This is a genomic window from Kosakonia sp. S42 (assembly GCF_016624785.1).
Lineage (GTDB): Bacteria > Pseudomonadota > Gammaproteobacteria > Enterobacterales > Enterobacteriaceae > Kosakonia > Kosakonia cowanii.
The window spans coordinates 193,236-214,657 of the sequence record NZ_JACVTW010000005.1; the positions used below are offsets into that span (position 1 = coordinate 193,236).

The following is a 21,422-nucleotide window of genomic DNA, read 5'->3' on the forward strand; positions in this document are numbered from 1 at the left end:
ATGTTTGCTAACTGCCAGCTGATGGGCGTTGACCTGGCGTTTCCGGACGTCTGCCTGACGCCGATGCCTGCTCCGACGCCCATTCCCTATCCGGATATTGCGCTTGGGCCAACGGCTATCCCGAATGCGCTGAATATCCTTTTTATGGGGATGCCCGCACATAATATGGCGACGGTCACGCCGCTTACCAACGGCGACAACCCAGGCGTGGCGACCGGCGTTGCATCCGGCACCGTAATGGGGCCATCACGTCACCTGACCGGTGCATTCACCGTATTGTTGAAAGGCACGCCGGCCACACGCTTGACCAGTGTAAGCCTGCAAAACTCCACCAACGCAATCGGCATGCGCATTGTGCCGAGCCAGTTCAAGGTATTGATGCTGGCACCTTAATCACCATCAAACACACAGCAATTTTATTAAAACAATAAGCGCACCGATAATTTCAGGTGCGCTTTGACATAGTCGCTTTTGAGGGATTAATCACTATGTTGAATAGAATTACGGTCAAGCTGCCGGTAGACGGCCTGCTTTTCTGGAAACTCACCGGTCGCGAGGCGCTGTCTGAAGCGTTTGCTTTTTCCCTGACGGTGCTGGGCACCGACGCGCGTATCGACCGCAGCCAGCTTCTCGGCCAGCCGGTGACGGTGAATGTGCCGACGCAGGGGATTGCCGGCGGCACGCGCCACTTCAACGGTAAAATCACCCGCGTGGCGGTGAGCGCCACGGAGATGTCCGGGACGCGGTATGCGGTCTACCGGCTGACGGTGGAGCCGGACGTGTGGCCGATGAAGCGCGACCGCAACCTGCGCATCTTCCAGGAGCAGACGGTGCCGCAGATTGTGAAGACCCTGCTTGGGGAATACCAGGTGAACCTTGAGGACCGCCTGACCGGCAGCTACCGGAGCTGGGGCTACTGCGTGCAGTACCAGGAGAGCAGTTTTGACTTCATCAGCCGTCTGATGGAGCTTGAGGGCATTGCCTACCACTTCAGTCACGAAGCCGACCGGCACGTGATGGTGCTGACGGACGCCGCCACCGAACACCAGCCCTTCAGCGGGTACGAAACCATTCCCTACCACCCGACGCCGTCCGGCGGCAGCACCAGCGAAGAGGGCATCAGCCAGTGGGCGCTGGAGGACAGCGTGACACCGGGCATCTACAGCCTTGACGACTACGACTTCCGCAAACCGAACGCATGGCTGTTCCAGGCCCGGCAGAATCCGGCCTCGCCGCAGCCGGGGAGCATTGACGTCTATGACTGGCCGGGCCGCTTTGTCGAGCACGGTCACGGTGAATATTATGCCCGCATCCGCCAGGAGCGCTGGCAGGTGGAGCACCAGCAGATTCAGGCCACCGCCACGGCAGCGGGTATTGCGCCGGGTCACACCTTTGCGCTCTACAACGCGCCGTTCTTCAGCGATAACGGCGAGTACCTGACCACCGAGGCGAACTACTTCCTCGAGGAGAACCGCTACGCCAGCGGGTCAGACGGCGAGACGGTGCACCGCACCGATTTCACCGTCATTCCCTCGTCGGTGGTGTTCCGCCCGGCGCCGGTAACAGCGTGGCCGAAAACCCACGGCCCGCAGACGGCAAAAGTGGTCGGCCCGCAGGGCGAGAGTATCTGGACGGACAAATATGGCCGGATAAAGGTGAAGTTCCACTGGGACCGTCAGGCGAAAGGGGATGACACCAGCTCCTGCTGGGTGCGCGTGTCGAGCGCGTGGGCAGGCCAGGGCTTCGGCGGGGTACAAATCCCGCGCGTGGGGGATGAGGTGGTGATTGACTTTATCAACGGCGACCCGGACCGTCCGATCGTGACAGGGCGCGTCTACAACGAAGCGAGCATGCCGCCATGGTCACTGCCCGCTGCCGCAACACAGATGGGCTTTCTCAGCCGCTCAAAAGATGGCTCGGTTGATAACGCCAACGCCCTACGCTTTGAAGATAAAGCGGGGGAGGAGCAGGTGTGGATTCAGGCCGAGCGTAATCTGGATGTACATGTAAAAAACGATGCTTCCCATTCCATTGGCAGTAATCACAGTCATTATGTGCGCAAAAACGCGCTTCATCGCGTTGAAGCCAACCAGACCCATGTCGTAAAGGGGCAAACAGAAAACCTCACCGGAAAAGGCAAGCTTGATGCTGCGGTTGAGCAATTTATTATCGCCTCTGGCACGCAGCTTCGGCTGGTCTCCGGTGATAGTGCGATTGAGTTGAACGCTAACGGCAAAATCAATCTGATCGGTAAATCGTTTAACTTTTTTGTTGAAGAGGATGGGCATATAACCACCGGTGGTAAATTGCATCTCAACACTGAAGGAACACCTGCGCCAACCGCAGCACCGGGATCGGGTCATAAAGGCGATATTCACACAGCCGTAGAGCGATTTTTCTCTCCGCAAAGTGAGGTAAAACATGCCGCGCCTGTGGCAACTGCCACTGCGTCTCCTCCAACTCAAAAACCGATCGCGAAATATAAAGCACCGCCGCCGCTGAAAGGGGATTATGTTTACAGTAATGAAAAAAGCAAGAAACTCTTTATGCCTTTTAGCGATGGTGTGATAGAGAAAATAAACAGCTCACCTAAAATGCAACAAGATTTGAAAAAATTGCTGGATGATGAGTGGAATATAGCACCAAACGTGCCAGGTTCAGGCTCCTGGACAGATACTGATAACAAACTTATGGTGCTGGATCCAGAACATATGGCGAATGACGATGAGGCTGTTATTACCCTTGCCCACGAATTGGGGCACGCCACTAGCCCTTATACTCATGATTTAACATCTCGGACCAATTTTGTGAATAGCATGCTCAATGATGAGGGTCATGCCACGTTGAATGAAATTGAGGTTAGGCGAGAAATTTATCACAATATGGGAGTAGATATAGGCTCAGTCTTTGGATCACAAAACGAGAGTAAGTATATTAAAATATTTAAAGATATGGATAGCGGTAAGATTACACGTAACGCAGCAAGCAAAGCAATCGGTGAAATATATAGACGGGGAGAAGTTGCTTCCAGTTCGCTTACAGACGAGGTTTATGAGGAACATTATGGCAAGATGTATGATGCTAATAAGTCGAAACCGTAACCTGGCGAGAATTTTACTTATTAGTGCTTCCCTGTCTTTTTCAGCTTGTTTATGTGCAGAAGAAAAAAATATGAATACAGAATCTTTATGGTCACTTGCTTCAGAACTTAGAAATAGTATCGGTATGAACGCAAGTGTTATTGGAGAAATAACCGGTCAGCCGCTTTCTCGTGTTGATCCGGATAATGACATTCGCTTAACAACACCATCATTTAAACTTGATGACGGTGTTCAGATTAATAATTTTATTGTTCGATTGCATGTTAATTACCCTCATAGTATTAACATCATAAATTTTGATATTGAGCAGTCATGTATTTTGGTTTCGCAGGTTAAAGATCTTTACCCTCAACTCACCCTATCAAGTGTGCCAAGAGGTAGAGCAACAAATGAGAAATTCAACTGGGTTACTCCAAAGGATGATAAGGGGAATCGCATAATTTTGGGGTTTTCTCAATCTACGCCATCATGTCTTAAAAGCCTCGGCTTCAGACATTATGATAATTAGATTCTAGTACCTATTTTATTCAGGATGAATTATGGAATATCTGCTACAGGAAGGTTCCTTCTCTCTTTTTCCTGCCAATTGGCAAGATACTAGCATGACTGTGCTTCGCGATAATGATAGTGGCCTTTCGATCATTGTCAGCCGGGGGACCATCCCCACAGGTAGCGATTTTGAAAAAGAGTTCCATCGCCAGTGGGATGTTTTACGTACTCAAATGAGTGATATAAACCAGAGCGAATTTCAGCGAATTTTCGTAGGATCGGACCGCAAAACCCGCGCGGTGGAGGTAGAAACATCCTTTACCGGAAAGGGGCAACCAGCCAGGCAGAAGCAATTTGCTGTTCAGGTTCCTGATACAGCAGTCATTATGATCTTCACCCTTTCAGCGTTACGTGCGTTTGACGACAAGGACCAGGCGCGTTGGGAAGGGATTAAACAGAGCCTTAAGCTGCACGAATAATGGAATCGGTAGCATGAGCGAGACACACGCTGCCCGTCAGGGCGATCAAATTATCCACTCCAGCGTTTTCGCTGATATCACAAGCCTTGTTGCTGAAGGCGTGGCGTATGCCGTAATCGGCTCGGCCGTTGCGTTTGCAGCGACCACCGCCGCACCCTTATTGGGGGTGGGCGCAGCTGCAGCCAGCGTCGCGGCCATTGGCTCAAGCTGTATTTTGAGCGGGATACTGGGCGGAGTACTGGCGAACGTTGCCGGGATTACGGATGACATCAGCAATGTGGCCAGCAGCCTCGGCGATGCGTTATTTCCTCCATCACCTGCGGGAACCATCGTAACCGGGTCGTCCAATGTAATAACGAATGGCAAGCTCGCCGCGCGCGCTGCGGGAGAGTTAACAGCCCCCGAGTATACGCCCGCTCAGCCGCAATCGCCGGACAGCTTCGCAGACTATGCTGGATTGTTACTCGCCGGCGCAAAACGGTTTGGCAGCGAGATGTGGCAGCCTACGGTGGGCTCGGCAAACGAGGCAACCTCACCCTGTGAAGAGGATAAGGTTGCCTGTGAAAAACATTCGGGGCCGCAATATCTGGCTCAGGGTTCAAAAAGTGTCTTTATTAATGGACGACCCGCCGTTCGGGCAAAAGATAAAAGCACTTGCGAAGGGACGGTCTCTGATGCTGTTTCGCCAAATGTCATCATAGGTGGGGATACGCTGACGGTCCGTGATATCAAAAGCGGCAAATTACCAGGGCTGTCGGTTGCCATGATCGCACTTTCGCTCATCCGCGGCCGTCCAGGGAAGATGCTGAAAAACATGCCTTGCGCAATCGTTGCAGCTGGCGGTGGCATGTTGGCAGATATGGCGGTAAATGCTCTCTTCGGCTCACCAAATCCTGTTCATGCGGCGACCGGTGTGAAAGTGCTTAACGATGAAAATGAACTCGATTTTTCACTCGCGGGGCGTTTTCCGCTGCGATTTCAGCGGAGTTACAACAGCCTTACCACCCGCGTTGGGCTGTGTGGGCTTGGCTGGGCAACCGTTTTTGATAGTTATCTGTTGCTGGATAATGAAGAGGTAACTTGGTTTGACGATAGCGGCCGTGAGTTACGTTTCAGAATGCCTGCCATCGATCAGGCGCTGTATAGCATCAGTGAAGGAGTAATTGTTCGTCGTAACGATAGCGGAGATGTGGCTATCGCTGATGAAGATGGTGCCGTGTGGCGCTTATTTAAGCCGACTCGAGCAGACCCGACTATTTTACGCTTGGCCTCATTGAGCGATGAATATGGAAATGCGTTAGAGACTGGTTGGGATGAAACGGGGCGACTGGTCTTCATCCATGATGCTCCCGGTTCTATCAACATCAAGCTAACTTATGACGACGCGCGTTTTCCACTACGCGTAACGGCGGCCAGCCATATTGATGGGGAGCAACATTGGCCATTGATGCGTTGGCATTATGATGCGCGTGGACAACTTGCTTCAGTAATTGATGCGACAGGTATTACCCGACGTGAATATCGTTACAACGATAATGGATTGATGACGTGGCACCGCTCAGCAAGTGGACTGGAAAGTGAATACCGCTGGGAGATGTTTGATCATTGGCGTGTAATTGAAAATCGTACAAACAGCGGTGACGGTTACCGTTTTGCTTACGACCTTGTTGCAGGATTGACCACTGTTACACACATTGATGGTCAAACTCGTCAGCACTACTGGAATCAGCAGGGGTTAATTGTTCGTTTTATTGATGAGCGCGGAGAAAATTGGCGCTATGAATGGAATGACGACGAGCAATTAACCTGTCGTATCGATCCGCTCGGCAATAGAGTCAGGTTTGTCTATGACGACATAGGCAACAGGGTTGAAGAGGTTGATGCTGCTGGCCACTCGCGGTCGACTCAATGGTTGCCAAACCGTGCGTTGCCCTCGGCAATCAGTGAACACGGGCGAACCACGTTTTTTTATTATGACGAACATTTTGGTCTTGTGAGAGTGGTTGATGCTCTCGGCCAGACAACATTATGGCGTCGCGATGAGTTTGGTCAAGTTATCGAAGAAATTGACGCGGGTGGAAACCTAAGGCGCCATGAGTACAACGACGCGGGCCTGATCATTCGCGAAACCGATTGTTCGGGTTATGTCACTCGTTACCGCTATCATTCTCTGGGCTGGCCACTGGTTGTTCAAACAGCCGATGGCGAAGTAACCCGATACCATTACGATGCTGCCGGACGTCTGCTTAAGATAGCACGAGCAGAAGAGTGGCTCGAAACCGTGGTGTGGAACGATAAAGGCCTTCCGATAATTCATGAATCAGCTGATGGTGGCCGAAGTGAATTTGGATATGACCCTATCGGGCGGCTCATTGCGACGCGCAATAGTCAAGGGGAAGAGATCCGCCGCAGCTGGGACACTCGCGGACGTCTTATTGCGCTGCATAATCAAAATGGCGAAGCATACCGTTTCCGTTGGGGAGCAGACTCGCTGCTGTTGGAAGAGCAGGGGCTGGATGGCGTAATAAGCCGTTACAGCTACGATGCCTGCGGACGTACGCTGACGCGAACTTTTGCAGCCGATCATCCTCAGGCCATAACGCACAGTTTTCGCTGGAGCGCGACTGGAGAATTGTTGGCACGAACGACGCCTGAAGGCCAGACACGCTGGCACTGGTCACCAGAAGGCCTCCTGAAGCGTATTAGCCTGCATCTTGCGCTTGATGAGAACAGCTGGAGTTCCCAGGCTGAACAGGAAATCCTGTTTACGTTCGACGATCTTGGACGCTTGACGAGTGAAGAGAGCGAAAATGGGATCCTTGCATGGTCCTATGATGCGCTGGGTAATCGCGTTTCGACAAAACTGCCTGATGGCCGAGAATTAAAACAGTATTACTACGGTAGTGGCCATCTGTTGGGGATTGCCGTCGACAATCTGCCGATCACAGATTTCAGCCGAGATACACTCCATCGTGAGGTAAGCCGAACGCAGGGTTTGTTAACAACCCGTAGCCATCACGATCGACTCGGTCGATTACAGCAACGGGATGTCTTCGAAGGCAATGCGCAGCGACCAGCACCTCGCCGCTGGTCGCGTCGTTGGGATTATGACTACCAAAATAACCTGATCCGCGAAGAGCGTGATGATAACCCCTTTATTTGGCATCGCTGGAAATACGACGGTGCGGGGCGCCTGCTTGTGCAGGACGGGTCGCTGCCCGGACACGAGCAGTGGCGATGGGATGCCGCAGGTAACCCAACGGATAATCTTTCGCCCAAAGTTGTGCGGCATAATCGCGTGACGCAATTAAATGGTATTCGTTGGCAGTATGATATTCACGGCCGCACCGTAGCGAAAGATAATGGGCAGACGCGTTGGTTGTACCGCTACGATGGTGAACATCGGTTGATAGAAGTCGTTAGCCAGCCCCGTAATCGCAACAAACCACAGGTGCAGGTAACTTTCCGTTATGACCCTCTGGGAAGACGCACCAGCAAAATCTGCCGTCAGATTCTTGGTGGCCAGGTGGTCGGGCGCAGCGTAACAACGCATTTTGTCTGGGATGGCTTCAGGTTGCTCCAGGAAATTCATGGCGATGTCCCGCTGACATATGTCTATAGCGATCAGGCGAGCTACGATCCACTTGTACGTATTGATGGCATTAATGACCCGGAGATCTACTGGTTTCATTGCCAGCCAAACGGCACCCCTGAGCTACTCACTGACGCAGAGGGTGAAGTTCGCTGGAAAGGGCAGAACAGCGCGTGGGGTAAACTGTTACGTGAAACGTTGGATAATCCCACTGATTATGCGCAGAACCTGCGAATGCAGGGGCAATATTTGGATCGTGAAACGGGTTTACATTACAATCTTTTTCGCTATTACGATCCGGATTACGGAAGGTTTACCCAGCAGGATCCGATAGGGCTGTCTGGCGGGTTAAATCTTTATCAGTATGCGCCTAACGCGCTTGGCTGGGTGGATCCATGGGGATTGAGTCAGCGTAAGTGTTCTAATACCAGCACCAGCTCACTGAAGGGTGGAATAAAGTCTGAACATCAATCAGGCTCAGCGGTTATCCACTGGCATGACAATCGGTCCCCGGATAACCGGTTCGGTCATTACTCTGTTGAAGTTAAAATTAATGGGATGAGTTTACACACGCACCAGGCTGGGGGCCCGGGGGAATCAACAATGATTACAACTCGTGGTTTTGATAGGTTACCTCCGGCAGCTAAAAGCGCTGAAGTGGAATTACCTAAGGCTGATGAAGCTGTTAAATACTTAGGGGGGGTATTAGATAAGAATGGCCCTCTTTATGATCTTAAAACACAAAGCTGTGTAACCCATGTTTGTGATGTTTTAAGGCGCGGTGGGATAGATGTTCCAAATGAACCTGGGGCACAAATGAAGTATATTCTGAGGCTTTTAAAATAAGGATTAAAAATGTTTTCATTATGTCCTATTCACAATGTTGCCCGAAATGTGACAGTTTCATTGGCTATAAATGAGGCCTTGAAACAAAGCAGGAAACTGCCGGACGTAGTCAAGGTGGTAATTATTAAGCCGGATGAGGGGATGAAGAAAGAGTATGTTTTTGTTGATCGGGAATTGCTGGTAAGTCACGGCTTAAATCAAGTTGATGGCATTGTTTTCTATGACAGGGATAAGGCAAATAAAAAGATGAATGATAGAATTACTATAAATAAAATATCTCATCATCTTTGTAGCGTCTGCCCGGAATGCTTAAAGGAAAAACTTGGTTTAGATGCGAATGCTTAATAGTTGCCACCAAGAGTTTTTAACCTTCGTCAAAATGTTCTGCAGAAATGCGCAGATGATTTCTTAGGGTTATTTGTAAATGTATTTTATGATCAATATAAAGTTAAAAACTGTCGCATATTCAGAAGTGAAAACCACATTGTTTATTCGCTCCTTGCTTGTTTTCACCACCATTTGTATTTCGACTCCTCTTTATGCAGATGAAAATCTCATCAAACTAAAAGCGTTGAATGACTTTGCAGATCAGCTCAAAGAGAGCATCGGTCAGGATGTGAATACCGTTGAGCCGATTGTGGGGCATCCGCTTTTTCGTCTGAATCCGGCCAATGAGTACTGGCTGACAACCAAACCTTTCACGCTTAATGGCGGGGTTACTCTCTCTAATCTCGCTGTGCGATTGGATCATAAGCATCCACCGAAGGTTTTTATCATTCATTATGACGTGAGTGATGTATGTATTTTATTGTCAGACGTTAGAAAGATTTACCCGCAGCTAAAGCTCTTTAGCGCGCCACATGGGCACTCGGTTAATGAAACTTTTGCCTGGATCACCCCTTTAGATAAAAACGGTAATGCCACAGCTTTCGCCTTTCCTTATGCCGAACCGGCCTGTCTTAAGGGAATGACGGTGCGAAATTTTGCCGATGACGTATAACTCCAGTGCGCTTTGTAACACTTAACCGTCGACATTCAATCGCTTTTTATAGATTCATTTATCACCTGTGATGTACTTTGTTCCGTACAGTTAAAACATCATAAGAATCAACTTAGGTTACCAGGGAAAGAGTATGTCTTATCATCGTCGCACCTTTGGCAACGTGCCATATTACGCTGCTTTATTAACCTGCCTGTTATTTGCGCTCCCTCATGCTTCAGCCGCACTTCAGCTTAACCAGTACGATAAGTTAGATACGGTTGAGAGCATTACTGCCGACAAAGCGGTCGTTGTGCAGTTAAAAAAGCTGCTCGGCAATGATTACGACAATTTTATTTCTAACTTCGATGTTTATGGCGAGCCGCACCACACTGCGGATGGTGGGCTGTTTGTTTCTGGCTGGATGCAGCATCTTGCTCAGGAGAACGCCTCGGCCTTCGTTATCTATCCCGATGGTCGGTTGTCTGCGGCATGGATTTTGCCAGATGACAGTGTGGTGAACTACCGTACTAACCACCCAAACGACGGCATCGACAGGGATATTCAACAGTGGGCAAGCCAGCTTGAGGGAAAAACGCTCCCGGATATGGCGCCTCAGGCTACAAGTTTCTCTGGCACCTGGCAGGGCAAGGACAACGATGCCTCAACGCTAAGCCTGAAGTTAACGCAGATGGGCAACAAGGTGATTGGGACTTACTGTTACATCACACAGCAGGGGAATCGTATTGATTGCGCTGATGAGGATAGACCTAACCTTCTGGGCTCGGTGAAGAATAACGTTGCGACAATCAGCTTCGATTCAAATTTTGGTGCCGTGAATGGTCAGGCGACATTAAAGCTCGAGGGAAGTACGCTTCGCTGGACTATGACGCGAACGCCGGTGAATGGCGAATATTACGCGCCTGAACAGTTTGACCTGAGCAAAGAGGATGTCCCGGCGGGTGCGACGACACGTTTATTACAAACCGCAAAGTTTACCCTCTTTGTCCGCAACAATTGCGGCGCATTCTTGAAGCCGTGCGACGACGTGCTCTATAACGGCGTGCGCAACAGCGATAACACCACGATTAGCCTGAAGGGGAAAACGCTGCAGGACAGTGCAAACAACGTTACCGGCGCTGAATTCCATAATGGCAACATAACCTATCGCGTTGATTATCAACAGCCGGGCTTAGTGGTTATGCAGGGCGCAAAGGTGCTGGTTAATCAGCCAGCCAAATGGCTGAACTAATGACTCAACGGAACAAAATAATGACCGGACGTTTATCCCTTGCAGCGCTGCTGCTGAGTTTTACCGCTGTGGCCGGGGCACAGCAGGGCCTTGAGGAGCCTGATTTTACGGTAACGCTGAATCAGCAGCCCGTTTCACTGGGTCAGCCATGGAGTGATAAACTCCAGGCGTCGCTGGGTAAGAGCAGCGAAGACAACTTTGTCGGTGAAGTCCCTTTTGGCGACGGTAACTACAAATTTTATCGTCACGTATTTAATGATTTTGATGTCTATAGCGCAAATCTGTGGTGGGACAGCCAGAGCCGAGATTTTGATAGCTATATCGTTGCGCAGATAACCCTGCGAGGAGCGACATCGCATACCGCGCGCGGCATTGCTCCAGGTAGCAGCGAATACAATGTCACAGAGCTTTATGGGCCGGGTGAAAAAGAGAGTAGCGATGGGGCAGAATGGATCGGCTACCAGCGCGATAACAAGCGGATCTCTTTCGAGATCGTAAAAGGCAAAGTGAACTCCATCAACATCAATTACGTTGACGATCGGCAGTAACTGCCCTTCGCGATAAAAGCCCCCGCCAGGTTTCCCTGCCGGGGGCTTTTTCGTTATTACTGCTTACAGCCCGCGCACTGCTTGTTCTGGATCTGCTGGAAGAAATCATTCCCTTTATCATCCACCAGAATAAACGCCGGGAAGTTCTCCACCTCGATCTTCCAGATCGCCTCCATGCCCAGTTCCGGGTACGCAACGCACTCCAGGCTCTTAATGCTCTGCTGCGCCAGCACCGCAGCCGGGCCGCCAATACTTCCCAGATAGAAACCGCCGTGTCTGGCACAGGCATCGGTAACCTGCTGGCTGCGGTTGCCTTTTGCCAGCATAATCATGCTCGCACCGTGGGATTGCAGCAGGTCAACGTAGGAATCCATACGCCCTGCGGTGGTTGGGCCAAGCGAACCGGAAGCATAACCTTCTGGCGTTTTCGCCGGGCCTGCGTAGTAGATCGGGTGATCTTTTACGTACTGCGGCAGCTCTTCACCATTATCAATCAGCTCTTTCAGCTTCGCGTGGGCGATATCGCGCGCCACGATAATGGTGCCATTAAGCGAAACGCGGGTCGATACCGGGAAGGCGGAGAGCCGGGCGAGGATCGCTTTCATCGGCTGGTTAAGATCGATTTTCGCCACATCGCCTTCACCCTGCTGACGCAGTTCTTCCGGAATATACTGCGCCGGATTAGCCTCCATTTTCTCAATCCAGATCCCGTCGCGGTTGATCTTCGCTTTGATATTACGGTCGGCGGAGCAGGAGACACCCATACCGATCGGGCAGGAAGCACCGTGGCGCGGCAGGCGGATCACGCGGATATCATGGGCGAAGTACTTCCCGCCAAACTGCGCGCCAAGTCCGAGGTTTTGCGCCTCTTCCATCAATGCCTGTTCCAGTTCAACGTCACGGAAGGCCTGACCATGCTCATTCCCTTTGGTTGGCAGACCATCGTAATAGCGGGTCGACGCCAGCTTCACGGTTTTCAGCGTTGATTCAGCGGAAGTCCCGCCAATCACAAAGGCGATATGGTAGGGCGGGCAGGCCGCGGTGCCCAGCGTACGCATCTTCTCCACCAGATAGTTTTTCAGCTTCGCTGGGGTGATCAGCGCCTTGGTCTCCTGATAGAGATAGGTCTTATTAGCCGAACCACCGCCTTTGGCGATGCACAAGAATTTATACTCGTCGCCATCGACACTATAGAGATCGATCTGCGCGGGCAGGTTGGTACCGGTATTCACCTCTTTGTACATATCCAGCGGCGCATTCTGTGAATAGCGCAGGTTATCTTCGGTGTAGGTGTTATACACCCCACGCGCCAGCGCGGCTTCATCGCCGCCGCCGGTCCAGACACGCTGGCCTTTTTTACCCATGATGATTGCCGTACCGGTATCCTGGCAGGTCGGCAGTACGCCTTTGGCCGCGATTTCAGAGTTACGCAGGAACTGCAGGGCGACATACCTGTCGTTCTCGCTTGCCTGCGGGTCGGTCAGAATGGCGGCAACCTGCTTCTGATGGGAGGGGCGCAGCATAAACGCGGCGTCGTGGAAAGCCTGCTGTGCGAGCAGCGTTAGCGCCTGCGGCTCGACTTTTAGCACCTGCTCACCTTCAAACTCTGCGACAGAGACATGTTCGCGGCTCAGCAGATAGTATTCCGTTTCATCTTTTGCCAGCGGGAACGGATCCTGATAAACAAACGGTTTGTTCGACATAGCTCATTACTCCACAAAAATAAAACCGCCGGGAAAGCCCGACGGTTATGAATCAGAACATCATGGTAATCCACGGATAGCCAATCAACAGCAGGGCGGCGAGGAAGATGGCACCGAAGATGGTACCCAGACGCCAGTAATCTTTAGTCGGCAGGTATCCGCTACCGTAGTAAATCGGGCTTGGGCCCGTGCCGTATGGGGTGATGATACCCATGACACCCAGTGAGGTGCAGAGCACCAGCACAACGACTTCCATATTGATACCAGGAATGGTCGCTGCGATGGTTAACATCGCCGGCAACAGCGCTGTGGTGTGTGCCGTGGTGCTGGCGAAGAGATAGTGCAGCAGATAGAACGCCAGCAGCAGAGCGATGGTTGCCATGCCCGGAGAGATGCCGCTCATCAGCAGTCCACCCTCTTTGCCCAGCCAGGCAATAAAGCCGGTGGATGAGAGGCCATCAGCCAGCGCGACCAGCGTGGCGAACCAGACAAAGGTGTTCCAGGCCGGTTTATTGCTGGTGATATCATTCCAGCTCAGAACACCGGTCCACAGCATCAGCACCACAACCAGCAGGGCGGCGAGTGCCGGTTCAATAAAGTCGGCTGCGAAAATCCACATCAGCAGCGCACAGCAGACAAAGACCAGCAGCAGAATTTCATTACGGGACATTCTGCCGAGCTTCTCCAGCTCGCGGCTCGCCCACAGCGGGACTTCATCATTCACTTTCACTTCAGGCGGGTAGAACCAGTACGCCAGCAGCGGCATAGTCAGAATCAGCAGCAGGCCCAGCGGCAGGAAGGCGATGAACCAGGTGCCCCATGAAATATTGATTCCAACGATGCTTTTCACCAGCGCCAGCGCCAGCAGGTTAGGCGCAAGAGCAGAAAGGAACATGGAGCTGGTGATACACGCTGCGGTGATCGCCACCCACATCAGGTAAGAACCAATGCGGCGCGCACTCGGATCGTTCGGTTTTGAACCATACAGCGGCGGCAGGTTGGCAATAATCGGATAGATGGTCCCGCCGCTGCGTGCGGTGTTAGAGGGCGTAAACGGTGCCAGCAGCAGATCGGCGAAGGTGATGGCATAGCCGAGCGTCAGGCTGCGGCGACCCAGGTATTTAACGAGGATCAGCGCCAGGCGGCGACCAAACTGGGTCTTATCGTAACCGGCGGCAAACATAAATGCGCCGAAGATAAGCCAGACGGTGGAGTTGCCGAAACCGCTGACTGCCCATTTAAAGGACTGGCCCGCCAGCTTGAATTTCGGGTCTGCCAGCTGTTCCGGACTGAAAAGCACCCACTGACTACAGAGCGCAATTACTACCACGCCCGTCATGCCGATCACGGCACCCGGCAGCGGCTCGAAGATCAGGCCGACAATGACGCCAACGAAGATAGCAAAATAGTGCCATGCGTAAGGCGGTAAGCCTTCTGGCACCGGAACGAACAGTAACAGTATGGCCACGATAATGGGCAACGCCATCATCACCAGGCGGTTTTTATTACCGGCCTTTGTGTGCTCTGCAGTAGCAGAAGCTGGGGTTGGAGTTTTCTCTTTCATAGTGAGCATCTACAAGTAGTTAAGAATTCGGATTGATCGTGGAAGTGAGTGTGATTTATTTAGTTTCAAAAGATATTTTAGTTATTAAAATCATCTTCTCTTATTCCGCTGATCTTTATTTATCGCAAAAACGATCGGCAATAAATAACAAAATAAGTCTATTTCTATATTGCCCCTGACGATGGGATTTCTCTTGATTAAGATCAATAAAACGAAAAGATAGGTGCTTTTTTTAATATCTGGAATACCCACTATGAATGATGTGGTTAATTTCCAGAAAATCAGGAAAATGTTAAATATTTGTGTTGTTATTTAACGGGCACGCACTGTAATTCTTGATTAAATTATTGATATTTAGGGTTTTTGTCTGTCTTGCTCTCACGTCATCAGGCGTAGCCAAGTAATAGTTATGTTACCGGTAATTATAAAAATGTGAACGCAATATTTAAAAATGATAATACAGTGGAGGTAGGTCTGTTATTGCAGGGGTTAAATAGTTTTATAACTAACGTAATTAATTTGGTAAATAAAATTCGCGGTATATTAATTACACGACACCAGGATTAATAACCAGAACGAAAATAGATCCGTCACCGAATTCAAGATTTATCAATTTTAGATGTGGAGCTTATTATGACCAGCAACGAACGTATTCTCAGCCCGTTTACATTGCCAAACGGCGTAGAACTAAAAAACCGTTTGTTAATGGCGCCAATGACCACCTGCACGGGTTATTTTGACGGTACCGTTACTAGCGAGTTAGTGGAGTATTACCGCGCACGTTCAGGGGCTATTGGCACCATTATTGTTGAGTGTTGCTTTGTCGACGATCTCGGCCTCGCTTTTCCGGGGGCGATTGGGATTGATAGCGATGAAAAAATCGCCGGTCTGGCGAAGATTGCCGCCGCCATTAAGGAGAAAGGTTCAAAAGCCATTCTGCAGATTTACCACGGCGGGCGCATGGTGGAGCCGAAACTGATCGGTGGACGTACACCTATTGCGCCGAGCGCGATTGCCGCACCGCGCGAGGGTGCCGCGACCCCGGTAGCGATGAGCGCTGCGGAAGTGGAAAACATGATTGCCAAATTTGGCGAAGCCGTACGTCGCGCCATCCAGGCAGGCTTCGACGGCGTTGAGATTCACGGCGCTAACACTTATCTCATTCAGCAATTCTTCTCTCCTCACTCCAACCAGCGCGACGACGAGTGGGGCGGCAGCCGCGAAAACCGGGCCCGCTTCCCGCTGGCCGTGCTGGATATCGCTCACAAGATGGCGCGCCAGTATGCTGATGACGCGTTTATCATCGGCTACCGCTTTTCACCGGAAGAGCTGGAGATCCCCGGCATCCGTTTTGATGACACAATGTTCCTGCTGGAGAGGCTGGCCGCTCGCGGTCTCGATTATCTGCACTTTTCCGTGGGTGCTGCGCTGCGCTCCTCCATTAATGACACGACCGATCCGACGCCGCTGATTGATAAATACTGCGCATTGCGCTCAGAAACGCTGGCGCAAATTCCGGTAATGGGTGTTGGCGGCATCGTCAACGCGGCGGATGCGGAAGAGGGGCTGGATCACGGTTACGACCTGATGGCGGTGGGCCGCGCCTGCATCGCCTACCCGGACTGGGCTTCGCGCATTGCCAACGGTGAAACCCTTGAGCTCTTTATGGACAGCACCCAGCGTGAAGCGCTGAACATCCCCGAGCCGCTATGGCGTTTCTCGCTGGTGGAAGCGATGATCCGTGATATGAGCATGGGCGCGGCGAAGTTCAAGCCGGGCGTCTTTGCTGAAACCGTGCAGGATGACAGCACCACGCTGGTGTTCAACGTCAGTCTCGAAACGGACTGCATTGCGGATATTACGCTGGCGGAAGGCCCGCTGGATGACGTCGAGTTTACCAGCAGCTTTGAAGAGATCCGCAGCCGTATCATCGATGCCAACTCTCCGCACGTAGACGCCATCTCCGGCGCAACCAGCCAGAGCGAAGCGGTTAAAAAAGCAGTGTCGAAAGCGATGGTGAAATCAAGCAAAGCGCGGATCGCCGAAGAGGGTGGTGATGTCAGCGCGCCGAAAAATTACGATGTGGTTGTTATCGGCAGCGGCGGTGCTGGCCTGGCTGCGGCAATTCAGGCGCACGACGAAGGTGCCAGCGTCCTGATCGTCGAAAAAATGCCGACTATCGGTGGCAACACTATCAAAGCATCGGCAGGGATGAACGCGGCGGAAACCCGCTTCCAGCGCGTAAAAGGCATTCAGGACAGTAAAGAGCTGTTCTACGCTGAAACCCTGAAAGGGGGCGGCGAGAAGAACGATCCTGCGCTGCTGCGCCGCTTTGTTGAACATGCCCCGGAAGCGATTGAGTGGCTGGCACGTCGCGGCATTATGCTTAACGACATTACCACCACCGGCGGCATGAGCATTGACCGTACGCACCGTCCACGCGACGGATCGGCGGTAGGTGGCTATCTGATCAGCGGCCTGCTGCGCAACGTTACCAAACGCAATATCGACGTCATGCTGGACACCTCCGTCGAAGAGATCCTCTTTGACGCGGGCGAAGTGCGCGGTGTACGCCTGCTGACCGAAGAGCAGGAGACCTTGAGCGTCGAGGCGAAGAGCGTGATTGTCGCCACCGGTGGCTTCAGCGCCAACAGCGCGATGGTCGTGAAATATCGCCCCGATCTGGACGGCTTCGTCACCACCAACCATAAAGGCGCGACCGGTAGCGGGATTTCGCTGCTGGAACGCCTTGGCGCTGCCACCGTGGATATGGGCGAAATCCAGATCCACCCGACGGTTGAGCAAAATACCTCTTATCTGATTTCAGAATCGATTCGCGGCGGCGGGGCAATTCTGGTCAATCAGCAGGGCAACCGCTTCTTCAACGAGATGTCGACCCGCGATAAAGTCTCTGCGGCCATCATCGCGCTGCCGGAGCACTATGCTTACATCGTCTTTGATGAGCACATTCGTGCAAAAAACAAAGCGGCGGATGAGTATATCGCCCGTGGTTTTGTCACCAGCGCCAGTTCACCACGCGAACTCGCGGATAAGCTGGGCATGGATTATCATGCCTTCCTCGCCACGCTGGAGCGCTACAATGGCTTTGTTGAAAAACAGCATGACGATGATTTGGGGCGCACCACCGCACTGCGCGCACCGATTAACGAAGGCCCGTTCCACGCTATTCAGATCGCGCCAGGCGTGCACCACACCATGGGCGGTGTGACCATCAACACCGACACCCAGGTGCTTAACAGCGAGCAGCAGGTTATTCCGGGGGCTTTTGCAGCGGGTGAAGTGGTAGGCGGTCTGCACGGCGGTAACCGCATCGGCGGCAACGCGGTGGCAGATATTATCGTCTTCGGTTCGCTGGCGGGGCATCAGGCCGCGCTGCGCGCAAAACGGTAACGCATTAACGCAAAATGGCTGCGTCTTATCAGGCCTCACTCTCCCTGGCCTGATAAGCGTAGCGCCACCAGTACGCAACAGAAGGAGTATGCAATGTCTGCTAATCCGAGCTGGCGCTACTCAGCCGTGCTGATGGGCTCGCCCATCCTGCTCACGCTCTTTGTCCATGATGAGGCGCTCGCCTCCCGCGTATTCTCACTGATTAAGCGCTACGAAGATCTTTTCACCGTCAACCGCGCCAACTCTGAAGTGATGGCAATCAATCACGCTGCAGGGCAGCATCCGGTTGCCGTCAGCCGTCCGGTTTTTGAGCTTATCAAATGTGCCAAAGCCGCCAGCATGATGCCGGGCAGCGCCTTCAACCTGGCAATAGGCCCGCTGGTGAAACTGTGGCGAATCGGTTTTAAAGGTGACCGGGTGCCAGAGGCGGACGCGATCGCCGCGCGGCTGCGCATCACGCGCGTGCAGGACGTTGTCCTTGATGACACTGCGGGCAGCGTTTTTCTTGACCAGGCCGGGATGGAGATCGATCTCGGCGCGATTGCCAAAGGGTTTATTGCCGACAGGGTGCGCGACTATCTGCACCAGCAGGGGGTGAGCGAGGGATTAATCAATCTTGGCGGCAACGTGCAGACGCTGGGGACGCCGCAGGGGCGGTGGTCGATCGGCGTGAAAAAGCCGTTCGCACAGGCGGATGCGCTGATTGGCACGCTTGAGGTCGCCAACCAGTCGGTAGTCACCTCTGGTACCTATGAGCGCTATTTCGAGCAGGATGGTCGACGCTGGCACCATATCCTCGATCCGCGCAGCGGCTACCCGCTGGAAAATGAACTCGACAGCGTGACCGTCATCGCCGGCGACTCACTCGACGGCGATATCTGGACCACGCTGCTCTTCGGCCTCGGCGTCGAGAAAGGGTGTGAGCTTCTGAAACAGCGCGAGGATATTGAAGCCCTGTTCGTCACCAAAAAGCGCGAAGTGATCCTCTCCTCCCGCCGCCACTTCAGCTACACCCACGTTGACGACAGCTACCGGTTTATTGACTGTACTGCTTGAGCAGGCTGTACTGCTCCGCAATAAGCTGATAGCGATAGACCGGCCGACCGGTCGCACCATAGTGGATGGTGGTGTAGAGAATATTGATCTGCGCGAGCCAGATCAGATATTTACGGCAGGAGACGCGGGAGATATTGACCGCATTCGCCAGCTCATCCGTCGAAAATTCAATCCCCGGATGGGCATCGATCCACTGGCAAATGGTGCGCAGGGTCTGGGCAGTGAGCCCCTTCGGCAGCCGACGGGTATCTGCAACTTCCGGCGCGCCGCCGTGCAGCAGGCGATCAACATCCGATTGCTCATAGTAGGGGTGTGCATCCATCAGCTTGCGCTTCTCGCGCCAGGTGGTAAGCGCCTCTTCAAAACGCGGGAACTGGAACGGCTTAATCAGATAGTCGACCACACCGTAGTGCAGTGAGGTCTGAATGGTGGCGGCATCGGCAGAAGAGGTGATCATAATCACGTCGATAGCCCGCCCGCTGGCGCGAATGATCGGCAGCAGATCGAGACCGCTGTCCTGCTGCATATAGACATCCAGCAGCACCAGGTCGATCGCAAGCAGCGGATTGTTCACCATCTCCTCGGCCTGACGCAGCGTTGACGCCGTGCCGCAGCACTGAAAACCGGCTATCTGCGCCACGTACATGCGGTTCAGCTCGGCAACCATGGCATCATCGTCAACAATTAATACATTTATCACGCGTTCTTCCTTTCACTATCCCACGGGAGATGGACAAAAAATTGGGTAAATACACCGGGTTCAGATTCCACGCTCACGGTGCCGCCAAGTTCAGCCAACTGCTGGCTGGCGAGGAAAAGCCCGACGCCGCGGTTTTCACCCTTGGTAGAGAAGCCTTTGCGAAAGATAGCCTCGATATTGCCCGGCGCAATACCCGGCCCGTCATCGCTCACTTCACCGGCCAGCCAGCCATCCTGATAATGCAGGAACAGACCGACTTCACCCTCCTGCTGGCCGCTCATCGCATCAAGCGCATTCTCAATCAAATTACCAAGCACGGTAACCAGCACCGTCACCTGTTTCTCATTCGGGTTATCCGGCACGTGGCTCTCATCAGCCAGCGTCAGGGTAAAACCGCACTCTTTGGCCCGGTTGATTTTACCGAGCAGAAAACCGGCCACCACCGGCGACTTGATCTGATGCTGGATCGCGCCGATATCACTCTGGTAGTTCTGGGCCGTTTGCAGCACATACTCCTGCAGCTTGTCATAGCGCTTCATATTTAACAGACCGAGGATGACATGCAACTTGTTCATGAATTCGTGCGAGGTGGTTCGCAAGGCATCGACATAATTGACCATACCATCGAGCCTCTGCATCAACTGGCTCACCTCGGTCTTATCGCGGAAGGTACAAATCGCGCCGATAATACTCTCCTGGCTGCGTACCGGTACGGTATTACTGAGCAGCAGACGACCGTTACACCCCAGTTCGCGATCGAAAATAGGCGTGCCGGTCTGCAACACGCTCAGCAGATCGGCAAGCAGAGGTTGATGCGTGCCGGAGCCCTGCGCCGTACTGCTGAGCAACATCCGTCGCCCGGCATGGTTCAGCAGCGTTACGCGCCCGTCGGCATCCACCGCCATCACCCCCTCTTTGAGGGACTGCAGCATCGCCTGGCGCTGTTTAAACTGGGCTGAAATCTCATACGGCTCGAGGCCAAGCAGAATGCGTTTCAACACCCGCACCACTTGCCAGACGCCAACAAAGCCCACCAGTGCGCTGAATATTAAGATCCACATCGCCGCCTGGCGGCTGCGGCTTACCTGCTCGTCGACCTCGCTTAACGAAATGCCGACCACCACGACGCCAATCTGCTGGTGGCGCTCATCAAAAACCGGGGTAAAAACGCGCAGCGCCGGGGCCAGTACGCCACGGTTCACTGCGGCATTCTCGTGGCCCTTTAACGCAGGCTGCAGATCCTCGCCAATAAAGTTCTGCCCGATCATGCTGGCATTCGGGTGCGCGTAGCGAATGCCCTGCATATTAGTCACCACTGCATAGAGCAGATCGTTTCGCGCCGCCACCGCCTGCGCAAGAGGCTGAATAACATTGCTATTGGGTGGCAGGAGCAGCCCGCGCCTGATTTCCGGCGCATTGGCAAGGGTACGCGCCACCGCGAACCCGGTTGCTTTCACGCCGTCGCGCGTGGCGTTGCTTATCTGCCAGAACCAGAGGGCGCAGGCCAGCAGCAGCACGGAACCCGTCACGCTGCACACCATAAGTGTAACCATGGTGCCGAACTTCATTGGCCGTTTGCGCGGGGAGGTCGCCGTGGGCGCTATTTGAGTCATGCCGAACCCGAATCATTTATCTGAGAAAAGGTATTATCGCCGATGGGCGGCAATTCATAAAGCCGTGTGATAAATGAGGAAAAATAGTC

The 21,422-nt window shown here is 52.8% G+C and carries 15 protein-coding genes; 11 read left to right on the top strand and 4 right to left on the bottom strand.

Annotated elements, in window-relative coordinates; translation table 11 throughout:
* The 9 genes from IAE50_RS09635 (at window position 1) to IAE50_RS09675 (ending at window position 11,286) form a co-directional block, all read left to right on the top strand.
* Entirely contained in the window at window positions 1-393 is a 393-nt protein-coding gene (locus tag IAE50_RS09635) for a DUF4150 domain-containing protein (RefSeq protein ID WP_007371701.1), read from the top strand.
* Window positions 394-488: 95 nt separating this feature from the next.
* Window positions 489-3,101 carry a type VI secretion system Vgr family protein gene (locus IAE50_RS09640; RefSeq protein WP_200580130.1) on the top strand — a complete coding sequence of 871 codons (2,613 nt, stop codon included), beginning with the start codon at window positions 489-491 and terminating at the stop codon, window positions 3,099-3,101.
* Window positions 3,064-3,609, top strand: coding sequence for a hypothetical protein (locus IAE50_RS09645; RefSeq protein WP_200133779.1), 546 nt, complete (start codon window positions 3,064-3,066; stop codon window positions 3,607-3,609). The genes IAE50_RS09640 and IAE50_RS09645 overlap by 38 nt, the downstream gene beginning before the upstream one ends.
* 31 nt (window positions 3,610-3,640) lie before the next feature.
* Window positions 3,641-4,069 (top strand): DcrB-related protein, encoded by a 429-nt coding sequence (locus IAE50_RS09650; RefSeq protein WP_200133780.1) that lies wholly within the window; start codon window positions 3,641-3,643, stop codon window positions 4,067-4,069.
* Window positions 4,070-4,082: 13 nt separating this feature from the next.
* The gene (locus IAE50_RS09655; RefSeq protein ID WP_200580131.1) at window positions 4,083-8,507 is read left to right on the top strand and encodes an RHS repeat-associated core domain-containing protein; all 4,425 of its coding nucleotides are present in this window, start codon (window positions 4,083-4,085) and stop codon (window positions 8,505-8,507) included.
* Between the two features lie 9 nt (window positions 8,508-8,516).
* Complete coding sequence (locus IAE50_RS09660) at window positions 8,517-8,852, top strand: hypothetical protein (protein WP_200133782.1); 336 nt, start codon at window positions 8,517-8,519, stop codon at window positions 8,850-8,852.
* A 79-nt stretch (window positions 8,853-8,931) separates the two neighbouring features.
* Window positions 8,932-9,507, top strand: coding sequence for a hypothetical protein (locus IAE50_RS09665; RefSeq protein WP_232045432.1), 576 nt, complete (start codon window positions 8,932-8,934; stop codon window positions 9,505-9,507).
* Between the two features lie 133 nt (window positions 9,508-9,640).
* Window positions 9,641-10,738 carry a hypothetical protein gene (locus IAE50_RS09670; protein WP_200580132.1) on the top strand — a complete coding sequence of 366 codons (1,098 nt, stop codon included), beginning with the start codon at window positions 9,641-9,643 and terminating at the stop codon, window positions 10,736-10,738.
* 20 nt (window positions 10,739-10,758) lie between these two features.
* On the top strand, window positions 10,759-11,286 hold the full coding sequence (locus tag IAE50_RS09675; RefSeq protein ID WP_200580133.1) for a hypothetical protein: 528 nt from the start codon (window positions 10,759-10,761) through the stop codon (window positions 11,284-11,286).
* Window positions 11,287-11,342: 56 nt separating this feature from the next.
* Here the strand turns inward: IAE50_RS09675 and fumA are convergent, their stop codons facing one another.
* Together fumA and IAE50_RS09685 are read right to left on the bottom strand one after the other, a co-directional pair.
* Entirely contained in the window at window positions 11,343-12,989 is a 1,647-nt protein-coding gene (gene fumA / locus IAE50_RS09680) for a class I fumarate hydratase FumA (protein ID WP_200133785.1), read from the bottom strand.
* A 52-nt stretch (window positions 12,990-13,041) separates the two neighbouring features.
* Entirely contained in the window at window positions 13,042-14,553 is a 1,512-nt protein-coding gene (locus IAE50_RS09685; RefSeq protein WP_042715318.1) for an anion permease, read from the bottom strand.
* A gap of 633 nt (window positions 14,554-15,186) precedes the next feature.
* Here IAE50_RS09685 and IAE50_RS09690 point away from each other — a divergent pair.
* Window positions 15,187-17,964 carry a flavocytochrome c gene (locus IAE50_RS09690; RefSeq protein ID WP_200580134.1) on the top strand — a complete coding sequence of 926 codons (2,778 nt, stop codon included), beginning with the start codon at window positions 15,187-15,189 and terminating at the stop codon, window positions 17,962-17,964.
* A gap of 93 nt (window positions 17,965-18,057) precedes the next feature.
* Entirely contained in the window at window positions 18,058-19,020 is a 963-nt protein-coding gene (locus IAE50_RS09695) for an FAD:protein FMN transferase (protein WP_200580135.1), read from the top strand.
* On the opposite strand, the gene dcuR is transcribed toward IAE50_RS09695, so the two are convergent.
* Both dcuR and IAE50_RS09705 read right to left on the bottom strand, forming a co-directional pair.
* The gene (gene dcuR, locus IAE50_RS09700) at window positions 19,001-19,720 is read right to left on the bottom strand and encodes a two-component system response regulator DcuR (RefSeq protein ID WP_200133788.1); all 720 of its coding nucleotides are present in this window, start codon (window positions 19,718-19,720) and stop codon (window positions 19,001-19,003) included. The two genes, IAE50_RS09695 and dcuR, sit on opposite strands and share 20 nt — an antisense overlap.
* The gene (locus IAE50_RS09705; RefSeq protein ID WP_200580136.1) at window positions 19,717-21,333 is read right to left on the bottom strand and encodes a sensor histidine kinase; all 1,617 of its coding nucleotides are present in this window, start codon (window positions 21,331-21,333) and stop codon (window positions 19,717-19,719) included. Before IAE50_RS09705 ends, dcuR begins: the two co-directional genes overlap by 4 nt.
* Window positions 21,334-21,422 lie beyond the last annotated feature (89 nt).